Origin of the sequence: Amycolatopsis sp. NPDC001319 (genome assembly GCF_042896185.1) — a bacterium.
GTDB lineage: Bacteria > Actinomycetota > Actinomycetes > Mycobacteriales > Pseudonocardiaceae > Amycolatopsis.
In genome coordinates, this window is sequence record NZ_JBIAWY010000020.1 from 114288 (window position 1) to 136997 (window position 22710).

Annotated in this window: 26 protein-coding genes; 10 read left to right on the forward strand and 16 right to left on the reverse strand. The window is 71.7% G+C overall.

The features are described from left to right. Positions 1 to 15 precede the first annotated feature (15 nt). Both pruA and ACFY1H_RS45665 read left to right on the forward strand, forming a co-directional pair. A complete protein-coding gene (pruA, locus tag ACFY1H_RS45660; protein ID WP_366588127.1) occupies positions 16 to 1644 on the forward strand; it encodes an L-glutamate gamma-semialdehyde dehydrogenase in 1629 nt (542 codons plus the stop codon). Positions 1645 to 1657: 13 nt separating this feature from the next. Further along, a complete protein-coding gene (locus tag ACFY1H_RS45665) occupies positions 1658 to 2587 on the forward strand; it encodes a proline dehydrogenase family protein (RefSeq protein WP_386956276.1) in 930 nt (309 codons plus the stop codon). Positions 2588 to 2672: 85 nt separating this feature from the next. Here ACFY1H_RS45665 and trxA read toward each other — a convergent pair whose 3' ends face one another. Continuing rightward, positions 2673 to 3044, reverse strand: coding sequence for a thioredoxin (gene trxA / locus ACFY1H_RS45670; RefSeq protein ID WP_366588133.1), 372 nt, complete (start codon positions 3042 to 3044; stop codon positions 2673 to 2675). Positions 3045 to 3131: 87 nt separating this feature from the next. Here trxA and ACFY1H_RS45675 point away from each other — a divergent pair, with 87 nt between their 5' ends. After that, positions 3132 to 3374, forward strand: coding sequence for a DUF2630 family protein (locus ACFY1H_RS45675; RefSeq protein ID WP_366588135.1), 243 nt, complete (start codon positions 3132 to 3134; stop codon positions 3372 to 3374). A 498-nt stretch (positions 3375 to 3872) separates the two neighbouring features. Here the strand turns inward: ACFY1H_RS45675 and ACFY1H_RS45680 are convergent, their stop codons facing one another. From ACFY1H_RS45680 to ACFY1H_RS45735, 12 genes are all read right to left on the reverse strand, one after another. Then, positions 3873 to 4502, reverse strand: a complete 630-nt coding sequence (locus ACFY1H_RS45680) for a DNA alkylation repair protein (protein ID WP_386956277.1) — start codon at positions 4500 to 4502, stop codon at positions 3873 to 3875. A gap of 44 nt (positions 4503 to 4546) precedes the next feature. Then, positions 4547 to 6112, reverse strand: coding sequence for an alpha/beta hydrolase (locus tag ACFY1H_RS45685; RefSeq protein ID WP_366583181.1), 1566 nt, complete (start codon positions 6110 to 6112; stop codon positions 4547 to 4549). A 68-nt stretch (positions 6113 to 6180) separates the two neighbouring features. Beyond that, a complete protein-coding gene (locus ACFY1H_RS45690) occupies positions 6181 to 7260 on the reverse strand; it encodes an ATP-dependent DNA ligase (protein WP_366583182.1) in 1080 nt (359 codons plus the stop codon). 26 nt (positions 7261 to 7286) lie between these two features. Next, positions 7287 to 7886: an alkaline shock response membrane anchor protein AmaP gene (locus ACFY1H_RS45695; protein ID WP_366583183.1), complete on the reverse strand. Its 600-nt coding sequence runs from the start codon at positions 7884 to 7886 to the stop codon at positions 7287 to 7289. Further along, positions 7883 to 8419 carry a DUF6286 domain-containing protein gene (locus ACFY1H_RS45700; protein ID WP_386956278.1) on the reverse strand — a complete coding sequence of 179 codons (537 nt, stop codon included), beginning with the start codon at positions 8417 to 8419 and terminating at the stop codon, positions 7883 to 7885. The genes ACFY1H_RS45695 and ACFY1H_RS45700 overlap by 4 nt, the downstream gene beginning before the upstream one ends. Next, positions 8419 to 8808, reverse strand: a complete 390-nt coding sequence (locus tag ACFY1H_RS45705) for an Asp23/Gls24 family envelope stress response protein (RefSeq protein ID WP_386956279.1) — start codon at positions 8806 to 8808, stop codon at positions 8419 to 8421. The genes ACFY1H_RS45700 and ACFY1H_RS45705 overlap by 1 nt, the downstream gene beginning before the upstream one ends. After that, positions 8805 to 8981 (reverse strand): hypothetical protein, encoded by a 177-nt coding sequence (locus tag ACFY1H_RS45710; protein ID WP_220238397.1) that lies wholly within the window; start codon positions 8979 to 8981, stop codon positions 8805 to 8807. The genes ACFY1H_RS45705 and ACFY1H_RS45710 overlap by 4 nt, the downstream gene beginning before the upstream one ends. Positions 8982 to 9015: 34 nt before the next feature. After that, positions 9016 to 9468, reverse strand: coding sequence for an Asp23/Gls24 family envelope stress response protein (locus tag ACFY1H_RS45715; RefSeq protein ID WP_220238398.1), 453 nt, complete (start codon positions 9466 to 9468; stop codon positions 9016 to 9018). 204 nt (positions 9469 to 9672) lie between these two features. Continuing rightward, entirely contained in the window at positions 9673 to 10518 is an 846-nt protein-coding gene (locus tag ACFY1H_RS45720; RefSeq protein ID WP_366583186.1) for an SAM-dependent methyltransferase, read from the reverse strand. A 123-nt stretch (positions 10519 to 10641) separates the two neighbouring features. After that, the gene (locus ACFY1H_RS45725) at positions 10642 to 11082 is read right to left on the reverse strand and encodes a hypothetical protein (RefSeq protein ID WP_366583187.1); all 441 of its coding nucleotides are present in this window, start codon (positions 11080 to 11082) and stop codon (positions 10642 to 10644) included. Continuing rightward, positions 11082 to 11624 carry an RNA polymerase sigma factor gene (locus ACFY1H_RS45730; protein ID WP_386956280.1) on the reverse strand — a complete coding sequence of 181 codons (543 nt, stop codon included), beginning with the start codon at positions 11622 to 11624 and terminating at the stop codon, positions 11082 to 11084. Before ACFY1H_RS45730 ends, ACFY1H_RS45725 begins: the two co-directional genes overlap by 1 nt. Next, positions 11624 to 12382 (reverse strand): pyrimidine reductase family protein, encoded by a 759-nt coding sequence (locus ACFY1H_RS45735; RefSeq protein ID WP_386956281.1) that lies wholly within the window; start codon positions 12380 to 12382, stop codon positions 11624 to 11626. Before ACFY1H_RS45735 ends, ACFY1H_RS45730 begins: the two co-directional genes overlap by 1 nt. A gap of 103 nt (positions 12383 to 12485) precedes the next feature. Between ACFY1H_RS45735 and zapE the strand changes: the two genes are divergently transcribed. Further along, entirely contained in the window at positions 12486 to 13505 is a 1020-nt protein-coding gene (gene zapE / locus ACFY1H_RS45740) for a cell division protein ZapE (RefSeq protein ID WP_386956282.1), read from the forward strand. On the opposite strand, the gene ACFY1H_RS45745 is transcribed toward zapE, so the two are convergent. Next, on the reverse strand, positions 13468 to 14043 hold the full coding sequence (locus ACFY1H_RS45745) for a phosphatase PAP2 family protein (RefSeq protein ID WP_366583191.1): 576 nt from the start codon (positions 14041 to 14043) through the stop codon (positions 13468 to 13470). The genes zapE and ACFY1H_RS45745 overlap by 38 nt on opposite strands. A gap of 102 nt (positions 14044 to 14145) precedes the next feature. On the opposite strand from ACFY1H_RS45745, the gene ACFY1H_RS45750 reads away from it, so the two are divergent. After that, on the forward strand, positions 14146 to 15027 hold the full coding sequence (locus ACFY1H_RS45750; RefSeq protein WP_366583192.1) for an FAD-dependent oxidoreductase: 882 nt from the start codon (positions 14146 to 14148) through the stop codon (positions 15025 to 15027). A gap of 18 nt (positions 15028 to 15045) precedes the next feature. On the opposite strand, the gene ACFY1H_RS45755 is transcribed toward ACFY1H_RS45750, so the two are convergent. Beyond that, a complete protein-coding gene (locus ACFY1H_RS45755; RefSeq protein ID WP_386956283.1) occupies positions 15046 to 16401 on the reverse strand; it encodes a DUF2252 domain-containing protein in 1356 nt (451 codons plus the stop codon). A gap of 45 nt (positions 16402 to 16446) precedes the next feature. After that, positions 16447 to 17682 carry an ornithine--oxo-acid transaminase gene (gene rocD / locus ACFY1H_RS45760; protein ID WP_386956284.1) on the reverse strand — a complete coding sequence of 412 codons (1236 nt, stop codon included), beginning with the start codon at positions 17680 to 17682 and terminating at the stop codon, positions 16447 to 16449. A 144-nt stretch (positions 17683 to 17826) separates the two neighbouring features. On the opposite strand from rocD, the gene ACFY1H_RS45765 reads away from it, so the two are divergent. Genes ACFY1H_RS45765 through ACFY1H_RS45785 form a run of 5 tightly spaced genes read left to right on the forward strand, consistent with a single transcriptional unit; the run spans position 17827 to position 22566 of the window. Then, positions 17827 to 18153 (forward strand): metalloregulator ArsR/SmtB family transcription factor, encoded by a 327-nt coding sequence (locus tag ACFY1H_RS45765; RefSeq protein ID WP_366583194.1) that lies wholly within the window; start codon positions 17827 to 17829, stop codon positions 18151 to 18153. Further along, entirely contained in the window at positions 18150 to 18617 is a 468-nt protein-coding gene (locus tag ACFY1H_RS45770) for an SRPBCC family protein (RefSeq protein ID WP_366583195.1), read from the forward strand. Before ACFY1H_RS45765 ends, ACFY1H_RS45770 begins: the two co-directional genes overlap by 4 nt. 15 nt (positions 18618 to 18632) lie before the next feature. Then, positions 18633 to 19484: a PPK2 family polyphosphate kinase gene (locus ACFY1H_RS45775; RefSeq protein WP_386956285.1), complete on the forward strand. Its 852-nt coding sequence runs from the start codon at positions 18633 to 18635 to the stop codon at positions 19482 to 19484. 20 nt (positions 19485 to 19504) lie between these two features. Beyond that, on the forward strand, positions 19505 to 21616 hold the full coding sequence (locus tag ACFY1H_RS45780; RefSeq protein ID WP_386956286.1) for a prolyl oligopeptidase family serine peptidase: 2112 nt from the start codon (positions 19505 to 19507) through the stop codon (positions 21614 to 21616). Continuing rightward, positions 21613 to 22566 (forward strand): LLM class F420-dependent oxidoreductase, encoded by a 954-nt coding sequence (locus tag ACFY1H_RS45785; RefSeq protein ID WP_366583198.1) that lies wholly within the window; start codon positions 21613 to 21615, stop codon positions 22564 to 22566. The genes ACFY1H_RS45780 and ACFY1H_RS45785 overlap by 4 nt, the downstream gene beginning before the upstream one ends. Positions 22567 to 22710 lie beyond the last annotated feature (144 nt).

Sequence of the window (22710 nt, forward strand, 5' to 3'; positions counted from 1 at the left end):
CCCGAGGGAGCCGCCGTGGACGCCGTGACCCAGACACCCGCCCCGAAGAACGAGCCGGTGTACACTTACGCACCGGGCAGCGCCGAGCGCGCCGAGCTGGAAGGGGCGCTGAAGAAACTGGGTCAGGCCGGTCCGGTCGACCTGACCGTGACCGTCGGCGGCGAGCAGCGCGCCGGGGGCGGCGAGAAGATCGACGTCGTCGAGCCGCACAACCACGGCCACGTCCTCGGCACCATCTCCAGCGCCTCCCAGCAGGACACGAAGGACGCGATCGCGGCCGCCGGCAAGGCCGCGCCGGAGTGGCGCGCGCTGTCCTTCGACGACCGCGCCGCCGTGCTGCTGCGTGCCGCCGACCTGCTCACCGGCCCGTGGCGCGCCACGCTCAACGCCGCCACCATGCTCGGCCAGTCGAAGACCGCGACGCAGGCCGAGATCGACTCCGCGTGCGAGCTGGCCGACTTCTGGCGCTTCAACGTCGAGTTCGGCCGTCGCATCCTCGCCGAGCAGCCCGCCAGCTCGCCCGGCGTGTGGAACCGCATGGAGCACCGCCCGCTCGAGGGCTTCGTCTACGCGATCACGCCGTTCAACTTCACCGCGATCTCCGGCAACCTGCCCACCGCGCCCGCGCTGATGGGCAACACCGTGCTGTGGAAGCCGTCGCCGACGCAAAGCTTCGCCGCGCACCTGACGATGCGGCTGCTCGAAGAGGCCGGCATGCCGCCGGGCGTGATCAACCTGCTCCCGGGCGACGGCAAGGCCGTGTCCGAGGTGGCGCTCACGCACCGCGACCTCGCGGGCATCCACTTCACCGGCTCCACCGCGACGTTCCAGCACCTGTGGGGCACGGTCGGCGCGAACATCGCCGGCTACCGCAGCTACCCGCGGCTCGTGGGCGAGACCGGCGGCAAGGACTTCGTGCTCGCGCACCCGTCGGCCGACCTCGACGTGCTGCGCACCGCGCTGGTCCGCGGCGCCTTCGAGTACCAGGGCCAGAAGTGCTCCGCGGCTTCGCGTGCGTACGTGCCGCGCAGCCTGTGGGAGCAGCTGAAGGACGGCCTGGTCAGCGAGACCGAGGCCATCACCTACGGCGACGTCAGCGACCTGTCGCACTTCGGTGGCGCCGTGATCGACCGCCGCGCGTTCGACAAGCACGCGTCGCTGTTCGAGCGCGTGAAGGGCGACGCCGAGGTCGAGATCCTCACCGGCGGCACCGCCGACGACAGCGTGGGCTACTTCGTGCAGCCGACCATCCTCGTGTCGGGCAACCCGAAGCACGAGATCTTCAGCACCGAGTACTTCGGCCCGATCCTGTCCGTCCACGTGTACGAGGACGCGCAGTTCGACGAGCTGCTGAAGGTCATCGACGAGACCGCGGCCTACGCGCTCACCGGTTCCGTGATCGCCAACGACCGCGCTGCCGTCGCCAAGGCTTCGCAGGCGCTGCGCTACACGGCGGGCAACTTCTACGTCAACGACAAGCCGACCGGTGCCGTCGTCGGGCAGCAGCCGTTCGGCGGGGCCCGCGCTTCGGGCACCAACGACAAGGCCGGTTCGATCTTCAACCTGCTCCGCTGGACGAGCCCGCGCTCGATCAAGGAGACGTTCGTGCCGCCGACCACCGTGCGCTACCCGCACCAGGGCTGAGGGAGAGACCGCCATGTTGCGTGCCCCGTTGCTCGCCGCCGCCCGATCGAAGCGGATGCGCGCGTTGATCGAAGCCGTGCCCGCGACGCGATCCGTCGTGCGCCGCTTCGTCTCCGGGTCCACGACCGCCGACGCCGTGCGCGCTGCGCGCGAGCTGGCCGCCGACGGCCGGTCGATCACCATCGACCACCTCGGCGAGGACACGACCGACGCCACCCAGGCGGCCGGCACCGTGCGGGCGTACGAGGAACTGCTCTCGGCACTCGCCGAGCAGGGCCTCGCCGCCGGCGCGGACGTCTCGGTGAAGCTCTCGGCCGTCGGGCAGTTCCTGCCCGGCGACGGCGAGGGCGTGGCGCTGGAGAACGCACGCAAGATCTGCGCGGCGGCCGAGGCCGTCGGCGCGACGGTGACGCTCGACATGGAGGACCACACCACCACGGACTCGACGCTCGCGATCCTGCGTGAGCTGCGCGGCGAGTACCCGTGGGTGGGGGCGGTGCTGCAGGCGTATCTGCGCCGCACCGAGCAGGACTGCCGTGAGCTGTCCGGCCCGGGGTCGCGGGTGCGGTTGTGCAAGGGCGCTTATGCGGAGCCTTCGTCGGTGGCGTTCGAGGACAAGGCCGAGGTCGACCAGTCCTACGTGCGCTGCCTGCGCGTGCTGATGGCGGGCGAGGGCTACCCGATGGTGGCCTCGCACGACCCGCGGATGATCGCCATCGCGAAGCGCTTGGCCGCCGACAACGGCCGCAAGCCCGGCGACCACGAGTTCCAGATGCTCTACGGCATCCGCCCGGAGGAGCAGAAGAACCTCGCGGCCGAGGGCCGCACGATGCGCGTGTACGTGCCGTGCGGCGACGAGTGGTACGGCTACTTCATGCGCCGGCTCGCCGAGCGTCCGGCCAACCTGGCGTTCTTCCTGCGGGGGCTCGTCACCCGGTCCTGAGAACCTGCGAAGGCCCCCTCGACCACGTCATCCGTGGTTGAGGGGGCCTTCGTCGTCGGTCCTGCCCCTGCTCGGGGTCGGTGCGTCAGGCCTGCTCCTGGGCGGCCTGCTCGGCGGCCTTCTTGACCTCGTCCATGTCGACCTCACGGGCCTGGCGGATGAGGTCCTCCAGCGCCGACTCCGGCAGCGCGCCCGGCTGCGCGTAGATCAGCGTCTTGTCGCGGATCACGGCGAGCGTCGGGATGGACCGGATGTCGAACGCGGCGGCGAGCTGCTGCTCGGCCTCCGTGTCGACCTTGGCGAAGACGATGTCGGAGTGCTTCTCCGACGACTTGTCGTACACCGGCGCGAACTGGCGACACGGCCCGCACCAGCTCGCCCAGAAGTCGATCAGGACGAAGTCGTTGTCGGTCACGGTCTGGTCGAAGTTGGCGGTGGTCAGCTCAACGGTGCTCATGGTGGCTTCAACGGACGGCGCCGGGCGGGAATTCCCCGGCGCCGGGTAGCGTCATGGGCCGGAAGTACGAGGTGAGGAGGACCACCCATGGCGAACGGCGAGATCCTGGGCCGCATCGACGAGCTCATCGCGGAGGAGCACCAGCTGCGGTCGCAATCGGTCGGCACCGGGCTGTCCGGGGATGATCAGGCGAAGCTGACGAAGGTCGAGCAGGAGCTCGATCAGTGCTGGGACCTGTTGAGGCAGCGGCGCGCTCGGGCGGAGTTCCATGAGAACCCGGATGAGGCGAAGGTGCGGTCTGTGGGTGAGGTTGAGGGGTATCGGCAGTAGGGGCTTTTGGGTTGTTCGGCTCGGCGTGCTGCGCACACCATTGCCGGATATAGGGGTGGGTGGCGGGCACCCCGATTTTTGATTGTCACTACGGTCTGGGTCGGTTTGTCAAGGCGGGAAAGCGTGCCTTGACAAACCGACCCAGACCGTGTTGGGGAAAAGAATCGGGGGCCGGCCGGGGGAAGGTTGCGGGGAGGGGAATGTGGGTGGTGAGTCGCGTTGCAGGCTGTGGGTTGTGTGGTGGCAAGAGCGGCGCGGTTAGGGTAGGTGGTTGGGTTGGGAATCGCCCGCGCCGTTGGCAATCCTGGTTCGCTTAACTTCGAGTGTTTCGTGCCTGCCGCAGGTAACGTCCCCTTCGGCCGGCTGGGGGTAGCCCCGCCTCACTGAGCCCCGACTCCTCGCCCGCGCCCCAATGCGGCGTTGGTTGCGCTGACCGCCATCTCGCCCCCAAAAATCCGGCAATGGTGCGCTCCGCGCGCCGAGCCGCCGCCACCCCACTCAAACCCGACGACCAACCATCTCCGCAATCCAAACCGGCGCATAAGGCGACGTACAACCCTTCGGCGTCGGATAATCCTTCAAAACCCCCAACCGCTCCCCAATACCCACCGCCCGCTCCCGCAACTCCGCATGCTCAATCCCGATCTCAGCCAGACAATGATTCATCGCCCACTGAAGCCGCTCGGGCGCATCCTTCATCTCGGCCTCGATCACATCCAGCAACCCACCCAGATCCAGCCCCTCCGAAGCCTTCCCCACCCGATCAGTCGTCAGCGCCCACCCAGCACTGGCCACAACCGGATCGGCATCGGCGAACCAAGCCACCCGCAACTCCTCGACATGCGGGCTCTTCTTCACCACATACCCCACCAACCAGTCATGCACCTTAGGCGTCCGAGCCTCACGCACCATGACGTCCAACTCACCACGCTCGAACGCCTTGGACCGGCAAATCAACACCGCCACCAGCCGCGCCGCGCTGTCCCCAGTGCCCCACAACTCGACCGCAAGCTCGTGCTGCGTCTTCAACCTCTTGGCCAGCGCCCGCAGCTTCCCGAGATTCACCCCGTGGTCATCACCATGCTTCTCGTTCACCGCACGAGACCTGGGATCCTCCAGCGCGGCCAACTCAGCCAGCACCTCGGCACTACCGGTCACACCGAACCCCCCCGTCAAGCCGGGCACAGAGTCCCGTCAGTAGGAACCTTGCCGTCGATCAAGAACGCCTGAACCGCCGACGTCACGCACGGCGACTGCCCCACGGCGCCATGCCCAGCACCCTGCCACGAAAGCGCCACGGCGCTCGGCATCTGGTCCGCCGCCCGCGTGGTCCCGATCTCCGGCGTCACCGGGTCGGCAGCTGTCGCCACCACCAGAATCGGCGGTGCACCAGGCGCACCAGCGGCAGGCAACGGCTCCCGACGCACTGGCCAAGCCCCACACCACGCCAGCTCCTGCGCCACCGCCGACCCGAACTGCGGATACTTCGCCCGCATCCCCTGATCGACCTTGTTGATCTGATCGGCAGGCAACCGCGTAGACGCGTCATTGCACCGAGTCGCCATCACACCGCCGATCCGCGACGTCCGGCCCTGCGCGTCCACGATCACCGGATCCGCGAAAGACTCCAGCGCCGTCACGTCACCGGACTTCGCCGCGGTCAACGCATCGGCCAGCGCCGGCCACCGCGTCCGGTCGGCCAACCCCACGTACACCGCGTACGTAGCGATACCGGGCGTCACCGTGACCCCGTCCGGAGTCGTTTCCGGCGCCGCGCGCAACCGGTCGGTTACCGCCTTCAACGCCGCTTTCGGGTCGCCCATCGCACACCCGCGAGCCGCACAATCCGCCCCGAACGCGTCCAACGTCGCCTGCGCGCCGGCCGCGACCGCGTCCAGCACCGCGGCGCGATCCTCACCCGGGTCCGGCAAGCCGTCCAGAACCATCCGCCCCACCTGCGCCGGATAGCGCACGGCGTACTCCGACAGCACCTTCGAGCCGTCGCCCCGCCCGAGCGCGTTGAGGTGCGGCACGCCGAGCTGGGTGCGCAGCTCCTCCAGGTCCCCGGCGGTGCGCCAGCTGTCCAGCGCGGTCTGGGCCGTGTCGAGGTCGATGGCGCACTGCTGGCCGGCGCGCCGCGAGGCGTCGAGGACGTCGGACAGGTCGCCCTGGGCCGGGTCGGCGCCGAGCAGCGCTTCGCGGGCCTCCGGGGGCACGCACTGCACGCCGCCCGACAAACCGGTGCCGCGGCGGTCCACGCCGATCAACGAGAACTTCTGCAGGAACGCGGGCGGCAGCTGCGAGGCCAGGCGCGCCGCGAAAACAGAGCCGGGTTCGCCGCCGACGTCGTTCACGACCACCAGCGGGATGGGGCCGTCGCCGGCCTTGAGCACGAGGATGCGCGCGAGCAGGTGCTGCGTGTCGTCGGGCGCGTCCAGCGGGCTGGTCAGGCGCGCGCACGTGAAGTGCAGCGAGTCCGGCGCGGCGGGGGAGCCCATGCGCTGGCGGGTGTCCTCGTCGCAGTCGGTCCAACGCAGGCTGGGTGACTGCGGCTGCGTGAGCGGCGGCAGCGGCACGGGCGCGGCGCTCGACGCCGGCGCCTGCGTGACCCCGCCGTCGTTGTCCACCACCGCCGGGCGCACCGACGGGCCCGTGGTGCAGCCCGCGACGGTCAACGCACCCGCCAGCACCGCCACCAGGGCACGCAGGCGGGGGCGGCTGGTGGAACGGCGGCGCACGGGCTGGTCCTCACGTGGTGTCGGTGGAGCTGTCCGACGAGCTTGGCACGCCGGGTGTGACGCGGAAGTTAGCGGGTCCGCACGACCTCGCCGCGGAACACGGCCGACAGGTCGTAGCGCGCCGGTTCGTCCAGCTGCGCGTAGCCGCACGACGCCGGTTCCCGGTCCGGGCGCCACCGCTTGAACTGCGCGGTGTGCCGGAACCGCGCGGGCTCGCCGCCCTCGGTGTGCTCGTAGCCGACCTCGACGACGCGCTCCAGCTTCAGCGGCACCCACGCGTGCTCGGTCGAACGCCAGCGCGTGATGCCGCCCGGGATGCGCTGGCCCTCGCGCACGGCGTCGCCCACCCACGGGTGGCCTTCGCCGTCGGTGATCAGCGGGGCCAGCTCCTCGGCCAGCTCACGGCGCCGCTTCACCGGGAACGACCCGACCACGCCGACGTGGTGCAGCAGCCCGTCGGCGTCGTACAGGCCGAGCAGGAACGACCCGACGGCCTCACCCGGCTCGCCGTCGACGTGCCAGCGCAGCCCGGCCAGCACGCAGTCGGCCGTGCGGGAGTGCTTGTACTTGAACAGCACGCGCTTGCCCGGCGAGTACGGCTCGTCGAGCGGCTTGCCGATCACGCCGTCGAGCCCGGCGCCCTCGAACAGCTCGAACCAGTGCCGCGCGGTGTCCGGGTCGGTCGTCGCCGGCGTGAGGTGCACGCCGTCGCCCGCGATGCCCTCCAGCCGCGCGCGCCGCGCCGACGTCGGTTCGTCCACGAAGGACTCCGAGCCCAGCGCCAGCACGTCGAACGCCACGAACTCCGCGGGCGTCTCCTTCGCCAGCAGCTGCACGCGGGAGTCGGCCGGGTGGATGCGCTCGGTCAGCGCGTCGAAGTCGAGCTTGCCGCCGCGGCCCACGACCAGCTCGCCGTCGAGCACGACCTGCTCGGGCAGCGTCGCCAGCAGCCGCTCCACCACCTCGGGGAAGTAGCGGTTGAGCGGCTTTTCGGCGCGCGACTGCAGGGTGAGCTCGTCGCCGTCGCGGAAGACCAGGCAGCGGAACCCATCCCACTTGGGCTCGAACAGCAGCCCGCCGGAGTCGGGGATCGCCTTCGCCGGCTTGGCGAGCATGGGCTTGATCGGAGCCTGCACGGGGAGGGCCATGCGGGCATTCTGTGCGAAACACGCGGTCAGCGCACGCGTGCCGGGCCCGTCGTGTCGAGTTCGAGCCGCACGGCCGTGGGCAGCGAGTCGAGCCCGAGCGCCTCGCGGGCACGCGTGAGCACGTAGGTGTCGAGGTCGGTCCAGATGCGCCGGACGTCGGTGCCTTCGCTCAGCCACAGCGTCACGCGCAGCGCCGGCTCGGCCGCCGTGCCGACCGCGCGCGCCCGCGCCCGGGTGACGCCGGCGATGGCCTCGGCGTCGGTCTGCACCGCGCCGGCGAGCGCGCCGGCGGTCACCGTGAGCTCGGCGCCCGGCGTCTCGTCGAGGGCCAGGTCGGGACGGCGTTCGGGGCGCAGCGAACGGAAGAACCACCACAGCCCCAGCACGAACAGCAGCACGCCGAGCACGACGGCGCCGATCCGCGCGTACAGCTGATGGTCGGCCAGCCAGCTCACGGCCATCGGGTCGAGCAGCGGCCGCCGCGCGCGGAACTCGCCGAGCCAGCCCTGCCCGACCACCAGCGCGGCCGCGCCCGCGAGGACCGCGACCAGCCCGGTCAGGAACGTCAGCGTGCGCTCGGCCCCGTGGGAACGGCCCAGGGCGCGGGAGGCGGTGGAGCGGCTCATCGGCGGTCCTTCGGTGAGTCGACGACCACGGACACCTTGGGCCGGCGTTCGAGCGGGACGTCGTCCAGCACCGTCGCGACGGTCTCCAGCAGCCGCGGCCGCAGCTGTTCCTCGTTCTCCAGCCGGCTGGTCGCGCGCACGCGCACCTTGCGGGCGCTCGCCGTCACGCTCGCGCCGGTCACGTTGGCCTGCGCGCGCACGGCGAGCCCGACCAGCCGCGCGAGTGCCCGCGGCGACGTGCTCACGCAGATCCCGTCGGCCGGGTCGGCCATCCGCACGGCGCGGCTGCCCGCGGTGAGGGCGAACAACACGAACAGCAGCCCGGCCACGAGCACGATCGCCGCCGTGACCCGCACGGACGTGCTGGTCCACGGCAGCCCGGCGAGGTCTTCACGCCAGCGTTCCCACGGCACGATCAGCGGCGCGCGGTCCGGCTGCCACCAGCGCCACCCGACCTCGATCGCCAGCAGCGCCCCGCCGGCCGCGACGGCCAGACCGAGCACAGTGGACAGGAACCGCACGAGGATCCGCATCAGCGCACCCTCGGCCGGACGTCGGGCAGCAGCGCGGAAACCGTCACGGCGATCGACCGCACGTGGTACGCCGTGATCCGCTCGACCTCCTCGGTCACCTTCGCGCGCACGTCACCCGTCACGGCCCGGACCGGCGCCGGATACCGCAACGCCAGCTCCAGGGCCAGGTCCACGTCGTTGTCCTCGCCGCCGACCTTCGCGCTCGCGCCGGAGCGGCCGCGCGTGAGACCGGCGACGCGGCGCTCGGTCTGCACGGTGCCGGGCACGAGATCCGCGGCGTGCTGCGCGACCTTGCGCACCACGGCGTGGGCGATGGTCAGGCTGCCGCGCTCCTCGGGTTCGGCCAGGGCACCGCGCGGCAGGTCGACCTGGAGCGGCCGGCCGGTCACTTGTCGCGGCCCCGGCCGAACAGGTCGCCGAGGTCGAGCTCACCGTCGACGACCCGGCCGATGACCAGCCCCACGACCCCCACGGCGAACGTGACCAGGAAGGCGGTGAACCCCTGGGTCGCGGCGAGGCCGAGAATCAGTCCGGCGAGGATCCCGGTCTGCGTTGCGTTCAACGTTTCCTCCTGGTGCTGGGTGGTCGGGTGGTGGTCACTCCACGCGGGAGGACTCGGGCTCGTCGTCCTCGTCGGGCAGGTGGACGTCGTTGACCGCGATGTTCACCTCGATCACCTCGAGCGCGGTGATCTGCTCCACGGCCTCGATCACGTTGCGCCGCACCGCTCGCGACACCTCGACGATCCGCGCGCCGTACTCCACGACCAGGTCGAGGTCGATCGCCGTCTGCTTCTCGCCCACCTCGACGGCGACGCCCGCGGTGGACGTCGTGCCGGAGCCGGGGATGCGCTCCTTCAGCGCGCCGAACGCGCGGGACACCCCGCCGCCCAGCGCGTGGACGCCGGCGATCTCGCGCGCCGCGAGCCCGGCGACCTTCTGCACCACCAGCGACGAGATCGTGGTCCGGCCCGCGGACCCCTCCTCGTTGAGGGGCGTCGTGATCGCGGTACCCGGAACATCGGTCCGGCGGGGGCTCGGCTGCACCATGGAGTTCGCTCCTCGCTGTCGGTGGGGACGGCGCCGCTGGCGTCGGCGCCGGAAGCTTGCCCACTCCTACGATGTCCGAACCGGGGAAAAGCTCACGGCGGGTCACTCGAACGGGTGAGTTCGACCCGGTGAGCAGTCGGTTCGGTACGAGGAAACGGCCGGGGCCGCCAGGGGAAACGGCCTCGGAAGCGAGGGTTCAGCGATTCAGAGCTTGCGCGCCACGCCACCCGCGATGATCTGCTGGGCGATGGTCGGCTTCGTGTAGCGCGGGCCGTCGGGCCACCAGCTCGCCACGGGCACGACGTCGGCGTCGCCGGCGGTGCTGGACGGGATGATCTCCAGCTCGTGGAACAGCTCGCGGATCTCGGTCTTGGTGCGCGCGGTGATGTCGCGCATGGAGCCGCGGCGGATGACCTCGAGGGTCGCCTGCAGCGTCGAGTCGTACTCGGAGCCGTCGTCCGGGTCGAGGACGTGGCTGATCACCACGAACGAACCGGGCGGCAGGCGGTCGATGAACTGCTTGGTCACCTCGGCCGGGCGGCCCCGGTCGCCCTTGTAGTGGTGCAGCGCGGCCACGAAAAGCAGCGCGATGGGCTGCGACCAGTCGAGCGCGCCGAGCACCTCGGGGTTGTCGAGGATGCTTTCGGGCTCGAAGATGTCGGCCTGCACGAACTTCGTGTTGTCGTTCTCCTCCAGCAGCACGCGCCCGTGGGCGGCCACGACCGGGTCGTAGTCGACGTAGACGACCTTCGCCTCGGGGTGGATGCGCTGCACCACCTGGTGCACGTTCTCGGCGGTCGGCAGGCCCGAGCCGCAGTCGAGGAACTGGCGGACCTCGGTGTTGTTCGCGAGGAAGCGGCACACGCGGGTCAGGAAGTTGCGGTTCTCCCACGCGACGTCGGGCACCTCGGGCATCGCGGCGATGATCCGCTCGGCCTCGTGGCGGTCGACGTCGAAGTTGTCCTTGCCGCCCAGCAGGTAGTCGTACACACGCGCGACGAACGCTCGGGTCGGGTCCACTCCCACGGGGGTGTTTTCCGATTCGAGCACCACGCGATCCTCCCGGAGAGCAAGACAGTGTGTCTGACGCGGCACCGAGGGTAGCGCCACCAGGTCCAGGCCCGAAAGCCGACCGCGCGGGGTTGCTCCGCTTGGCCGGTGAACGCTGATTCCTCAGCCGGGACGCACGTCGACGACGTGGACGTTGACCCGCGGCGGCCGCGCCCGCAGCAGCCGGGTGAGCTCCGCGGTCAGGCAGTGCTGCAGCACGCGCGCGGCTTCGTCGGCGACCACGCCGAAGCGGATCGTGGCCAGGATCTGCAGCTCGCCGTCGGCCAGCGCGACGGCGGAAACCGTGACCCCGTCGACGTCTTCGGCCTGATCGGTGGCGACGGTGCGGGCCAGGCGGAGCAACGCGGCTTCCGAAACGGTCAGCACGCCTTCGTCGCAGGGCAGCCGCAGCGGCGGGCCTTGGCGGACCTTGGTCAGCGATCGGAGCACGCGGTCGACCAGGCCGGGCGGCGTCGCGACGTGGCGGCGGGCGGCGGCGCGCACGAGGTCCCAGCGAGGATCCCGTTCGGGGTCCTGCGGGCCGCCGGCGCCCTCGTCCGTCATCACCGCTCCCTCAGCTGGCCGAGCAGCGCCACCCTGGCCCGGTGCAGGCGTGAGCGCAAGGCCGGGACGCCGACTTCGAGCACTTCGGCCACTTCTTCGTAGCTGAGCCCCTCGAGTTCGCGCAGCACCAGCGGCACGCGCTGCGCGACGTCGAGCCGTGCGATCGCCCGCAGCACGGCGTCCACCTGCTCGGCGTGCACGACCTGGCGTTCGGGCGTGCCCTCGGCGACGAGGTCGGGGGCCTCGGCGATCGACACGCTCTCGATCGACACGGTGGGGCGGTGCCGGCGCAGCAGGTTCAGGGCGCCGTTGGTGACCACGCGGTACAGCCACGTGGACACCGCCGACTCCTGGCGGAACGTCGCCAGCGACCGCCACGCGGCCAGCCACGCCTCCTGCACCACGTCCTCGGCCTCCGCCGGGCTGCCGGTGATGCGCAGCGCGACGCGGTACATCATCGGCGTGTGCCGGCGCACCAACGTGTCGAACGCGGCGTGGTCACCCGCCGCCGCGGCCGCGACGAGCGCCTCGCTGTCGGCCATCAGCCGCTGCCCCGCCGGTAGCGCAGCAGCGTGAAGCCGTCGTCCACGAGGATCGACGTGAGCTCCATCCGGCGCGGCGGCAGCGCGGCCGGTCCCGCCGCGATCCGGCTCGCGTCGCCGCCGACGAGCAGCGGGGCGACGGTGAGGTTGAGCGTGTCGACGAGGTCGGCCGCGATCAACGCCGCGAACAGCCCGGGCCCGCCTTCGCAGTCCACACGCCGCAGGCCGCGTTCGGCCAGCATCGCCAGCGCGCGCGGCAGATCCACGTCTTCGTCTCCCGCGACGAGCACGTCGGCACCGGCCTCCCGCGCCGCCGCGGTGTCGGCGCGCGAAGTGGTGACGACCAACGGCGGCACGCGCGTGTCGGTGAACAGCGGGCCCGCCGGGTCGAGTGAACCCGTACGCGTGACGACGGCGATGGGCGGCGCGGGCGCCAGACCCAGCCGAGCCCGCCGGGCCGAGCGCACCGCGTTGGTCCGGGCGCCGCGGTAGTTCTCGGCGCGCGCGGTGCCGCCGCCGACGAGGATCACGTCGGCGAGGTCGCGCGCGAGCAGGAACACACGGCGGTCGGCCGGGTGCGAAAGGCCCTTCGACAGCTCGTCCACGGCCACGGCGCCGTCGGCCGACGCCACGAAGTTGACCTGCACGAACGGGCCGGCCAGGTCGGTCAGGTCCTCGGGGTAGCCGTAGACGCGCTCCAGGTCCTCGTCGGACAAGGGCCCGGTCCCGCCCGGTGATGGTGGCCACACGCTCCGCACGCCTGCTATCCCAGCACGGGCACCGACCCGGCCCCGACCGGGGGATACGCGGGTGCGGACACCACGACCGCCCGCGCGCGGGGCCTGGCTAGGCTCTGCAGCCATGCCCCCAGCTGCCCTGACGGACCGGTTTCCCGAGCTCGGGGCCGACGAGCTGATCTCCTCCATGGTGCCGCCGCCGCGGTTCGGCGAGGCGCGGTTCTCCACCTACCTCCCGAACCCCGACGAGCCGAGCCAGGCCGCCGCCGTGAAGTCGTGTTCGGCGTTTGCCGGGCGCATCGGCGACCGGCCGGCGAAGAAGTCGCGGCTGCGTTCGCTCTTCGGCGGCGAGACCGCCCCCGCGGGGCCGATGGGCCTCTACCTCGACGGCGGGTTCGGCGTGGGCAAGACCCACCTGCTCGCCTCGACCTGGCACGACGCGCCTTCGCCCAAGGCGTACGGCACCTTCGTGGAGCTCACGCACCTCGTCGGCGCGCTCGGGTTCGCCGAGGCCGTGCGGCGGCTGTCGGAGCACCGGCTGCTCGCGATCGACGAGTTCGAACTCGACGACCCCGGCGACACCACGCTCGTGTGCCGGCTGCTGCAGGAACTCACCGACGCGGGCGTGTACATCGCCGCGACGTCCAACACACTGCCCGACAAGCTGGGCGAGGGCCGCTTCGCCGCCGAGGACTTCCTGCGCGAGATCCAGGCGCTCTCGCGCCGCTTCGAAGTGGTGCGGGTGGACGGGCCGGACTACCGCCACCGCGGCCTGCCCGACGCGCCGCCGCCGGTGACCGACGAGGAGCTCGACGCGTCGGCCGCCGCGCACGAGGGGTCCACTGTGGACGAGTTCGACGCGCTCGTGGCGCATCTGGCCAAGCTGCACCCGTCGCGGTACGGCAAGCTGCTCGACGGCGTGCGGCGCGTGCACCTCAAGCACGTGACGCCGGCGCCGGACCAGAACGTGGGGCTGCGGCTCGTGGCGTTCGCCGACCGCCTCTACGACCGCGCCATTCCCGTGGTCGTGTCGGGCGTGCCGCTGCCGGAGCTGTTCACCGAGGAGATGGTGAACGGCGGCTACCGCAAGAAGTACCTGCGCGCGGTCAGCCGGCTGACGGCGCTGGCACGCGACGCGGTGTGACGGCCCGCAGGCCGGTCACCACGGCGGTGGCGAAGAACGTGCCGCCGACGATGTCCGTGAGGTAGTGGTAGCCGAGGCCGATCATGCCGATCGCCGCGCAGCACAAGAGAACCACGCCGAGCACGACGGTGAGGACCTTCGGGCGCGCCAGCAGGACCAGCACCACGAGCACCGTCACCAGGCTCACCGTGTGGCCGCTCGGGTAGACGAGGATGTCGTTCTTCCAGCGGTCGAACAGCGGTTTGAGCACCCAGGTGTTGAGCGCCACGGCGAGCGCCGGGCCCGCGACGGCCAGCAGCGCGTCCGTGCGGCGGCGCAGGTACAGGCAGACGCCGGCGATGACCGCGATCGCCGGGATCAGCACGTACGGCTCGGTCGGCAGCACGAGCACGTTCAGCGTGGTGGGGCCCAGGCCGGCGATCGCCTGCGCGGCCCACGTGTCGAGCGCGCCGGGGGAGTGCCCGCCCGCGTAGCCGAGTCCCAGTGCGACGGTCGCGAGCGCACAGAGCACGGCGACGAGTCCCAGAACGCGGCTCACGGTTTCTCCCCTCCCGGCAGCGAGCCTACGCGGATGGCGGGTGGCGCCGATGGCCGGGCTTCGGCCACGATCACGGGCGGGAGCACGAGCGGAGGGAGCGGCATGCGGATCACCGTGGCCGGCGGCGGGGTCGTCGGGCTGAGCTGCGCGTACCGGCTGGCCGAGGCGGGCCACAGCGTCACGGTCGTGACGGCGGGCAAACCGGCGGAGACGACGTCGGCCGTGGCGGGCGGGCTGATCTACCCGCCGGTGGCGCGGCCGGACGAGCGCGTGGTGCGCTGGACCGAGACGACCGTCGGCGTGTACCGCTCGCTGCTCGCGGCGCCCGGGATCCGGTTCCTGCCGGGCTGGATCCGGGTCGCCGCGGACGTGCCCGATCCCCGCTGGCTCACCGCGATGACCGACGTGTCGCGCGAGGGCTCGGTGCTCGCGTTCACCACGGCGCTCGTGGACACTCCGGTGTACCTCACGTGGCTGGCCGAGCAGGTCGCCGCGCTGGGCGTGCGCACCGAGTACCGCACGGTCACCTCCCTGGCCGACCTCGACGCGGACGTCGTCGTCAACGCCACCGGCCTCGCCGGCGGCACCCTCGCGGGCGACGACACCCTCGTGCCGGTCCGCGGCCAGGTCGTCCACCTCGCCGACCCGGGGCTCACGTCGTGGTCAGTGGAGGAAGCCGACGGCGACCTGACCTACGTGATCCCCCACGGCCGCCACGTCGTGTGCGGCGGCACCGAGGAGATCGGCCGCAACGACCTCGAACCCGACCCCGCCGTGGCGGCCGCGATCGTGCGCCGCTGCCGCGACCTGGAACCGCGGCTGGCCGATGCCGCCGTCCTCGGCACCCGCGTGGGCCTGCGGCCGGGCCGGCCGAGCGTGCGCCTGGAACGCACCGGCGACGTCGTCCACTGCTACGGCCACGGCGGCGCGGGAATCACCCTGGCGTGGGGCTGCGCGGAGGACGTGGTTTCCCTGGTGGGTTAGGGCCGGGAAGCCACCGCCTCAGCCGGTGAACTCGGCGTGATCGGCCTCCGTCTGGTCGGCGTACCGCAGCGCATACGCGCCGATCGCCTCGTCGAGGTCTTCGTCGTCGGCGAAGTAGCCGGCGAGCAGTTGCGGGTGCAGTGAGCGCGTGTGGGCACGGGCGAGCAGGGCGCCGGCGAGGCGGCCGTAGTCGTCGAGGTGGTTCTTGCCCAGCGCGGCCGGGTCGATGGCGCCTTTGAGGTTGCGGAACTGGCGGACGACGAAGGGGATGCCGTCGATCGTGGTCCAGCCGAGGAGGATGTCGGTCTCGGCCTGGACGAGGCGGGCACCGGCGACGATGCGGCGGCCTTCGTGGTCGGCGGGGGAGACGCCGAGGTAGGGCGCGAGCGCCGAGGGCTGCGCCTGTTTCACTTGCAGCACCAGGTCTTCGTCCTCGTTGCCGTGCAGCAGCACGACGTAGCTGCGCAGCCCGACGCTGCCCGTGCCGACCACGCGGAACGCGACGTCGGCCACGCGGTAGCGCGCCACGAGCGTGCGCCGCGATTCGCGCAGGGTGTCCACATAGGACGTCAGCCCGGCCACGACCGAGGCGGCCGTGGCGTCGTCGATGTGCGTGAGCACGGGCGGGTCCTCGACGAACCGGTGGCGCGCCAGGCCGGTTTCGTGGTCGTCGACGTGGCGGGTCCACTTGGCCACGACCTTGGCGCTGGTGTTGCGGCGCGCCTTCTCCTCGGCTTCGGCGAAGTCGTCGATCAGCTCGTCGGCGCGCGCCCGCGACACGGCGGACGCGTCGGGCAGTGCGTTCCACGACTGCAGGTACGGCAGCTCCGCCAGCGCGCGGATCGTGCGCCGGTAGGACTTCACCGCGTCCTCCGCGGCTTCACGGCACGCGGCGGACCCGATCCCGCCCTCGCGTCCGGCGAGCACGAGGCTCGCCGACAGCCGCTTGAGGTCCCACTCCCACGGCCCGGGCGCGGTTTCGTCGAAGTCGTTGACGTCCATGACGATCCGGCCCTCGGGCGTGCCGTACAGGCCGAAGTTGGCCGCGTGCGCGTCGCCGCACAGCTGCGCGGTGAGCCCCGACGACGGTGAGCCCGCGAGGTCCGCCGCCATCAGTCCGGCCGCGCCGCGGAAGAAGGTGAACGGCGACGCCGCCATCCGCTCCCGCCGCAGCTCCACCAGTTCGGGCAGCCGCCCCGCGTTGCTCGCCTCGAAGTACTCCCGCACGCGCGGACGCCCCGCGCCAGCCGCCGCGTGGTCGTGCGCCTCGACCGGCGCGCGCTCCCGCAGCTGCTTGCCCCGCGCGTACAGCTGCGCGGGGTCGACGTCGTCCGTGCCGACCAGCGGCCGTTCGACCCAGTCCCCTCGTCCCATACCGGACCCAACGAGCGAACCGGGCGAAACGCTCCCGCGAACGGCCTAGCGGCGCACCACCTGGGCGATCGCGTCGATGCCGCGGTCCAGCTCGTTGCGGCTGATCACCAGCGGCGGCGCGATGCGCAGCGTGTGGTCGTGCGTCTCCTTGCACAGCACACCCAGCCCGGCGAGCGCCTCCGACGCGGCGCGCCCCGTGGGCCCGCCCGGCGCGATGTCCACACCGGCCCACAGCCCGCGGCCGCGGACTTCCGACAGGCCGTGGCCGACCAAAGCGGACAGACGTTCGTGCAGGTGCGCGCCCAGCTCGGCCGAGCGCTGCTGGTACTCGCCGGTCTGCAACAGCCGCACCACCGCGCGGCCGACGGCGCAGGCCACCGGGTTGCCGCCGAACGTCGAACCGTGCTCGCCCGGCTTGAGCACGCCCAGCACGTCGCGGCTGCCGACCACCGCGGATACCGGCAGGATGCCGCCGCCGAGGGCCTTGCCGAGCGTGTAGACGTCGGCGCGCACGCCCTCGTGGTCCAGCGCCAGCACGGTGCCCGTGCGGGCGAGGCCGGACTGGATCTCGTCGGCGATGAGCAGCACGCCGTTCTCGTCGCACGCGCGGCGCACGTCGGCGAAGTACCCGGCCGGCGGCACGATCACGCCGGCCTCGCCCTGCACCGGTTCGAGCAGGACCGCAGCCGTGCGCGGGGTGATGGCGGCGCGCAGGGCGGCCGCGTCGCCGTAGGGGACCGTGACGAAGCCCGGCGTGAACGGGCCGAAGCCGGCGCGCGCGGTGTCGTCGGTGGAGAACGAGACGATCGTGGTGGTGCGGCCGTGGAAGTTGGCGCCCGCGACCACGATCTCGGCCGTGCCGTCGGGCACGCCCTTGACCTGGTGCGCCCACTTGCGCGCCACCTTCACCGCCGACTCCACGGCCTCGGCACCGGAGTTCATCGGCAGCACCATCTCGGTGCCGGTCAGCTCGGCCAGCTCGCGGCAGAACAGCCCGAGCTGGTCGTGGTGGAACGCGCGCGAGGTCAGCGTGACCCGGCCCAGCTGCTCCACGGCCGCGGCGATCAGCGCGGGGTGGCGGTGGCCGAAGTTCAGGGCGGAGTACCCGGACAGGAAGTCGAGGTAGCTCTTGCCCTCGACGTCGGTCACCGTCGCGCCCTCGGCCTCGGCGATCACGACGGGCAGCGGGTGGTAGTTGTGCGTGCTCCACCGCTCGTCGAGCTCGATGAAGCCGTCGGCGGAGGCAGGGCTGGCGGTCTCCCGACCGGCGAGCGTCGTCATGCGTTCAGGCTAGATCCAACAGGCGGGGACTTCAGCCGGGAAACGTTGCTTTCACCCGTCGTTCGTTGCGCAGTCGGGCGGTCTGACCGGCGAATCGATGCGTGGCGTTGACCGCTGTCATTGGTAAGCTGTAACTTACCGTTCGTGGCGACTTACGGAAGCGACCAGCTCTCCGCCCTCGCCGACCCGTCGCGGCGCGCGATCTTCGAAGCGTTGCGCGACGGGCCGCGGGCGGTGGGGGAGCTGGCCGCGGCGTTGCCGATCAGCCGTCCGGCGGTCTCGCAGCACCTGAAGGTGCTCAAGGAAGCGGGTCTGGTCGTCGACCAGGCGGCCGGGACGAGACGGCTGTACCGGCTGCGCCCCGAAGGGATCGCCGCGTTGCGCGCCTACCTCGACGGGATGTGGTCCGACGCGCTGAGTTCGTTCGCCAGGAAAGCCGAGGAAACCGATCCAGGAAGCGAAGCGTCATGACACTCGAACCGATTCGCAAGACGATCACCGTCGCCTGCTCGCGCGAGCACGCGTTCAAGGTCTACACCGAGGGTTTCGACAGCTGGTGGCCGCGCGAGCACCACATCGGCAAGGGAGAGCTCGCCGAGGCCGTGATGGAGACGAAAGAAGGCGGGCGCTGCTACGAGCGGCTCACGGACGGGTCGGAGTGCGACTGGGGCCGCGTGCTCGTGTGGGAGCCACCCGGCCGAGTGGTTCTGTCGTGGCAGATCAATGGGGACTGGAAGATCGATCCGGACCCGGCACACGCAAGTGAGATCGAGCTGGTTTTCACCGAGGAAGGGCCCGGGACCACGCGAGTCGACCTTGAGCACCGCGCGTTCGAGCGGCACGGCGCCACCGCGCAGAAGGTGCGAGACGGCGTGAACACCGAGGGCGGCTGGAACGGACTGCTGAAACTCTTCGCCGCGAAGGCCGCTTCCTGACGTTATCGTCGCCGGATGGCGAAGAAGGACAACGGGACCCGGATCCGCGACGCGCTCCGTGCCACGGCGGAGCTGCCGGATCCGGGTTCCTCACCGGTCGGGCCGGACAAGAAGGGCAAGGGCGAGAAGAAACTCGCCACCGCCGGTGAACGGCTCGACGCCCTGCAGGAGGCGCTGTACGCCGAGGGCACGAGCGGAGGTGGCCGCAGCGTGTTGCTCGTGCTGCAGGGCATGGACACGTCCGGCAAGGGCGGCACCGTCCGGCACGTGCTGGGCCTGGTGAACCCGATGGGCGTGCGGTACAAGGGCTTCAAGGTTCCCACGCCGGCCGAGCGCCGCCACGACTTCCTGTGGCGCATCCGCAAGGAGCTGCCGGCGTCGGGCCAGATCGGGGTGTTCGACCGGTCGCACTACGAGGACGTGCTGGTGCCCCGCGTCGCCGGCCTGCTCACCGCGGCCGAGCGGCGCAGCCGGATCTCGCAGATCAACGCGTTCGAGGAGGAGGTCGCGGCGGCCGGGACCACGATCGTCAAGGTGTTCCTGCACATCTCGCCCGAGGAACAGCTGCGCCGGCTCGTCTCGCGGCTGGAGCGGCCGGAGAAGATCTGGAAGTTCGCGCCGTCCGACGTCGAGGCGCGCGGCCACTGGGACGCCTACGCACAGGCCTACGCGGACCTGCTCGCGCGCACCTCGACCGAGCACGCGCCGTGGTACGTCGTGCCGGCCGACCGCAAGTGGTATCGCAACTGGGCCGTCGCCGAGCTGCTGATCGAGACGATGACGGAGATGGCGCCGCGGTTCCCGGAGCCGGACTTCGACGTCGCCGAGCAGCTGGCGATGCTGAAGGGTGATGGCGTGGCGGCCTGATCGTCTGGAAGAGTGCGGGCGTGACCGACTCTGCTCTCGACGACGTTCCGTTCCTCCGCCGCCAGGCCCGCACGCAGCGCTTCACCCTCGGCGCCCCCAAGCAGTTCCGCGTGGCCCCGGACGGCTCGCGCGTGCTGTTCCTCCGCAGCGAGACGGGCACGGACCCGCGGCACAGCCTGTGGTCGCTCGACCTCGGGAGCGGCACGGAGGCCAAGCTCGTCGACGCCGCGGAGCTGCTGCCCGGCGAGGAGGACCTGCCGCCGGAGGAGCGGGCCCGGCGCGAGCGCGCGCGGGAGACCGGCGGCGGCGTGGTGGCCTACGGCGTGGACGACGCGTTCACCGTCGTCACCTTCACGCTGTCCGGCAAGCTCTACACGCTCGACCTGGCCACCGGCACGACCGCGGTGCTCGTCGACGGCTCGGTCGTCGACCCGCGCCCCAACCCGACGGGCACGCACGTCGCCTACGTCCGCGATCGCCGGCTGCGCGTGATCGAGCTGGCCACGGGCACCGACCGCGCCCTCGTCGAGGAAGACGGCGACGACATCGCCTGGGGTCTCGCGGAGTTCATCGCCGCCGAGGAGATGGACCGCACGCGCGGCTACTGGTGGGCGCCGGACGGGCAGAGCCTCATCGTCGAGCGTTCCGACCGCGGCCCGGTGCCGCGCTGGACCATCGGCGACCCCGCCAACCCGGACCACCCGGCCAACGTCGTGGCCTACCCGTCCGCGGGCTCGCCCAACGCCGTGGTGTCGCTCGCGGTGCTCGGCCTGGACGGCAGCCGCGTCGACGTCGAGCGCGGCGACTGGGAGTACCTGGTCACGGTGCACTGGTCGGCCGGCGGCGCGCCGCTGCTCGCGGTGCAGCCGCGCGACCAGAAGCGCCTCACCGTGCTGGCGCTCGACCCGGCCGACGGCTCCGTGACCGAGCTGCACACCGAGACCGACGAGCACTGGGTCGACATCGTGCAGGGCGTGCCCGCGTGGACCTCCGACGGCCGGCTCGTCACCACCAGCGCCGCCGACGGCGACCACCGCCTCGTGGTGGCGGGGGAGCCCGTCACGCCGCCGGGCATGCAGCTTCGCGCGGTCCTGCACGCGGGCGAGCAGGTGCTCTTCACCGCGTCGGAGGCCGACTCCACCCAGATCCACGTCTACCGCACCGAGTCCGGCGGCGTCCGGCGACTGTCCACTCAGGACGGCGTGCACGTCGGCTCCGGCAGCGCCTCTTTGACCGTGCTCACGGAATGGAGCCTCTCGCACAGCGGCCCGGTCGTCACGGTCCTGCGCGACGGCGCCGAGATCGGCCGCATCACGTCGTCCACAGTGGACCCCGAGATCGAACCCAACCTGACGTGGCTCACGCTGGGCGAGCGCGGCCTGCGCGCCGCCCTGGTGCTGCCGCGCGGCTACGAGCCCAGCGAGGGCAAGCTCCCGGTCCTGCTCGACCCGTACGGTGGCCCCCACGCCCAGCGCGTGCTCCAGAGCCGCAACGCTTTCCTCACCCCGCAGTGGCTCGCCGACCAGGGCTTCGCCGTGCTCGTCACCGACGGCCGCGGCTCGCCCGGCCGCGGCTCGGCTTGGGAGCGCGAGATCGCGGGCAAGCTCGCCGACGTCACCCTCGCCGACCAGGTCGACGCCCTCCACGCCGCCGCGGCCGACCACCCCGAGCTGGACCTCGAACGCGTCGCCATCCGCGGCTGGTCCTACGGCGGTTACCTCTCCGCGCTCGCCGTCCTCCGTCGGCCGGACGTCTTCCACGCCGCCGTCGCCGGCGCCCCCGTCACCGACTGGGCCCTTTACGACACCCACTACACCGAGCGCTACCTGGGCAACCCGCAGGACGCCCCCGAGGTTTACGAGCACAACTCGCTGATCGCCGACGCCGGCGAACTCTCCCGGGCGCTGCTCATCGTCCACGGCCTCGCCGACGACAACGTCTTCCCGGCGCACTCGTTGAGGTTGTCGGGCGCTCTGCTGGCGAAGGGCCGCCCCCACGTCTTCCTCCCGCTGGCCGGGGCCACCCACATGACCCCGCAGGCCGAGGAGGTCGCGGAAAACCTGATGCGCACGCAGGTCGACTGGATCCTGCGTGAGCTCGCCTCCGTCACCGTCGACAAGGAGAACGCATGAACCGGTGGGGCCTGACCATCCCGCTCACGGGGGTGCCGCTCATGGAGCACCGCGCCCTCGTGGAACAACTGCCCGACCTGGGCTACACCGACGCGTGGACGGCCGAAACCGCCGGCACCGACGCCTTCACCCCGTTGGTGCTGGCGTCCCAATGGGCGCCCCAGCTACGCCTCGGCACCGCCATCGTGCCCGTGTACACGCGCGGCCCGGGCCTCCTGGCCATGAGCGCCTCCACCCTCGCCGAACTCGCCCCGGGCCGCTTCGTCCTCGGCATCGGCGCCTCCTCCCCGGTCATCGTCGAAGGCTGGAACGGCGCGGCCTTCGAGGAACCGTTCGCCCGCACCCGCGACACCCTCCACTTCCTCCGCAGCGCCCTGGCGGGCGAAAAGGTCACCCAGTCCTACGACACCTTCTCCGTCAACAAGTTCCGCCTGGAACGCGCCCCCGACCCCGCGCCGTCGATCATGCTCGCGGCCCTGCGCCCCGGCATGCTCCGCCTCGCCGCGGCCGAAGCGGACGGCGCCATCACCAACTGGCTCTCCGCCACCGACGTCCCCCAGATCCGCAAAGTCATCGGCCCCGACGTCGAACTCGCCGCCCGCATCTTCGTCTGCCCCACCGAAGACAAAGACGCCGCACGGGCCCTGGGCCGCATGATGATCTCCAGCTACCTGACCGTCCCCGTCTACGCCGCCTTCCACGACTGGCTAGGCCGCGGCGACCAACTCGCCCCCATGCACACCGCCTGGTCCGCCGGCGACCGCAAGAAGGCCAACGAACTCATCCCCGACTCCGTCGTCGACGACCTCGTCATCCACGGCTCCGTCGAATCCTGCCGCGACCAGGTCCAGTCCTATGTGGACAACGGCCTCACCACCCCCATCATCGCCCTCCTCCCCACCGGCACCGACCCCTTCGACCTGGCCAAGGGTCTAGCCCCCCAACGCTGACCCCCCCGCACCACCCCGCGCGCCCCAATGCGGCGTTCGGTGCGTTCAGCGCACCGAACGCCACATTGAGGTTTTCTCAGTAGCGGCCGTGGTGTTCGTGGTGGGTGAGGACGAGTGCTGCTTGGACGATGGTGCCGATGCGTT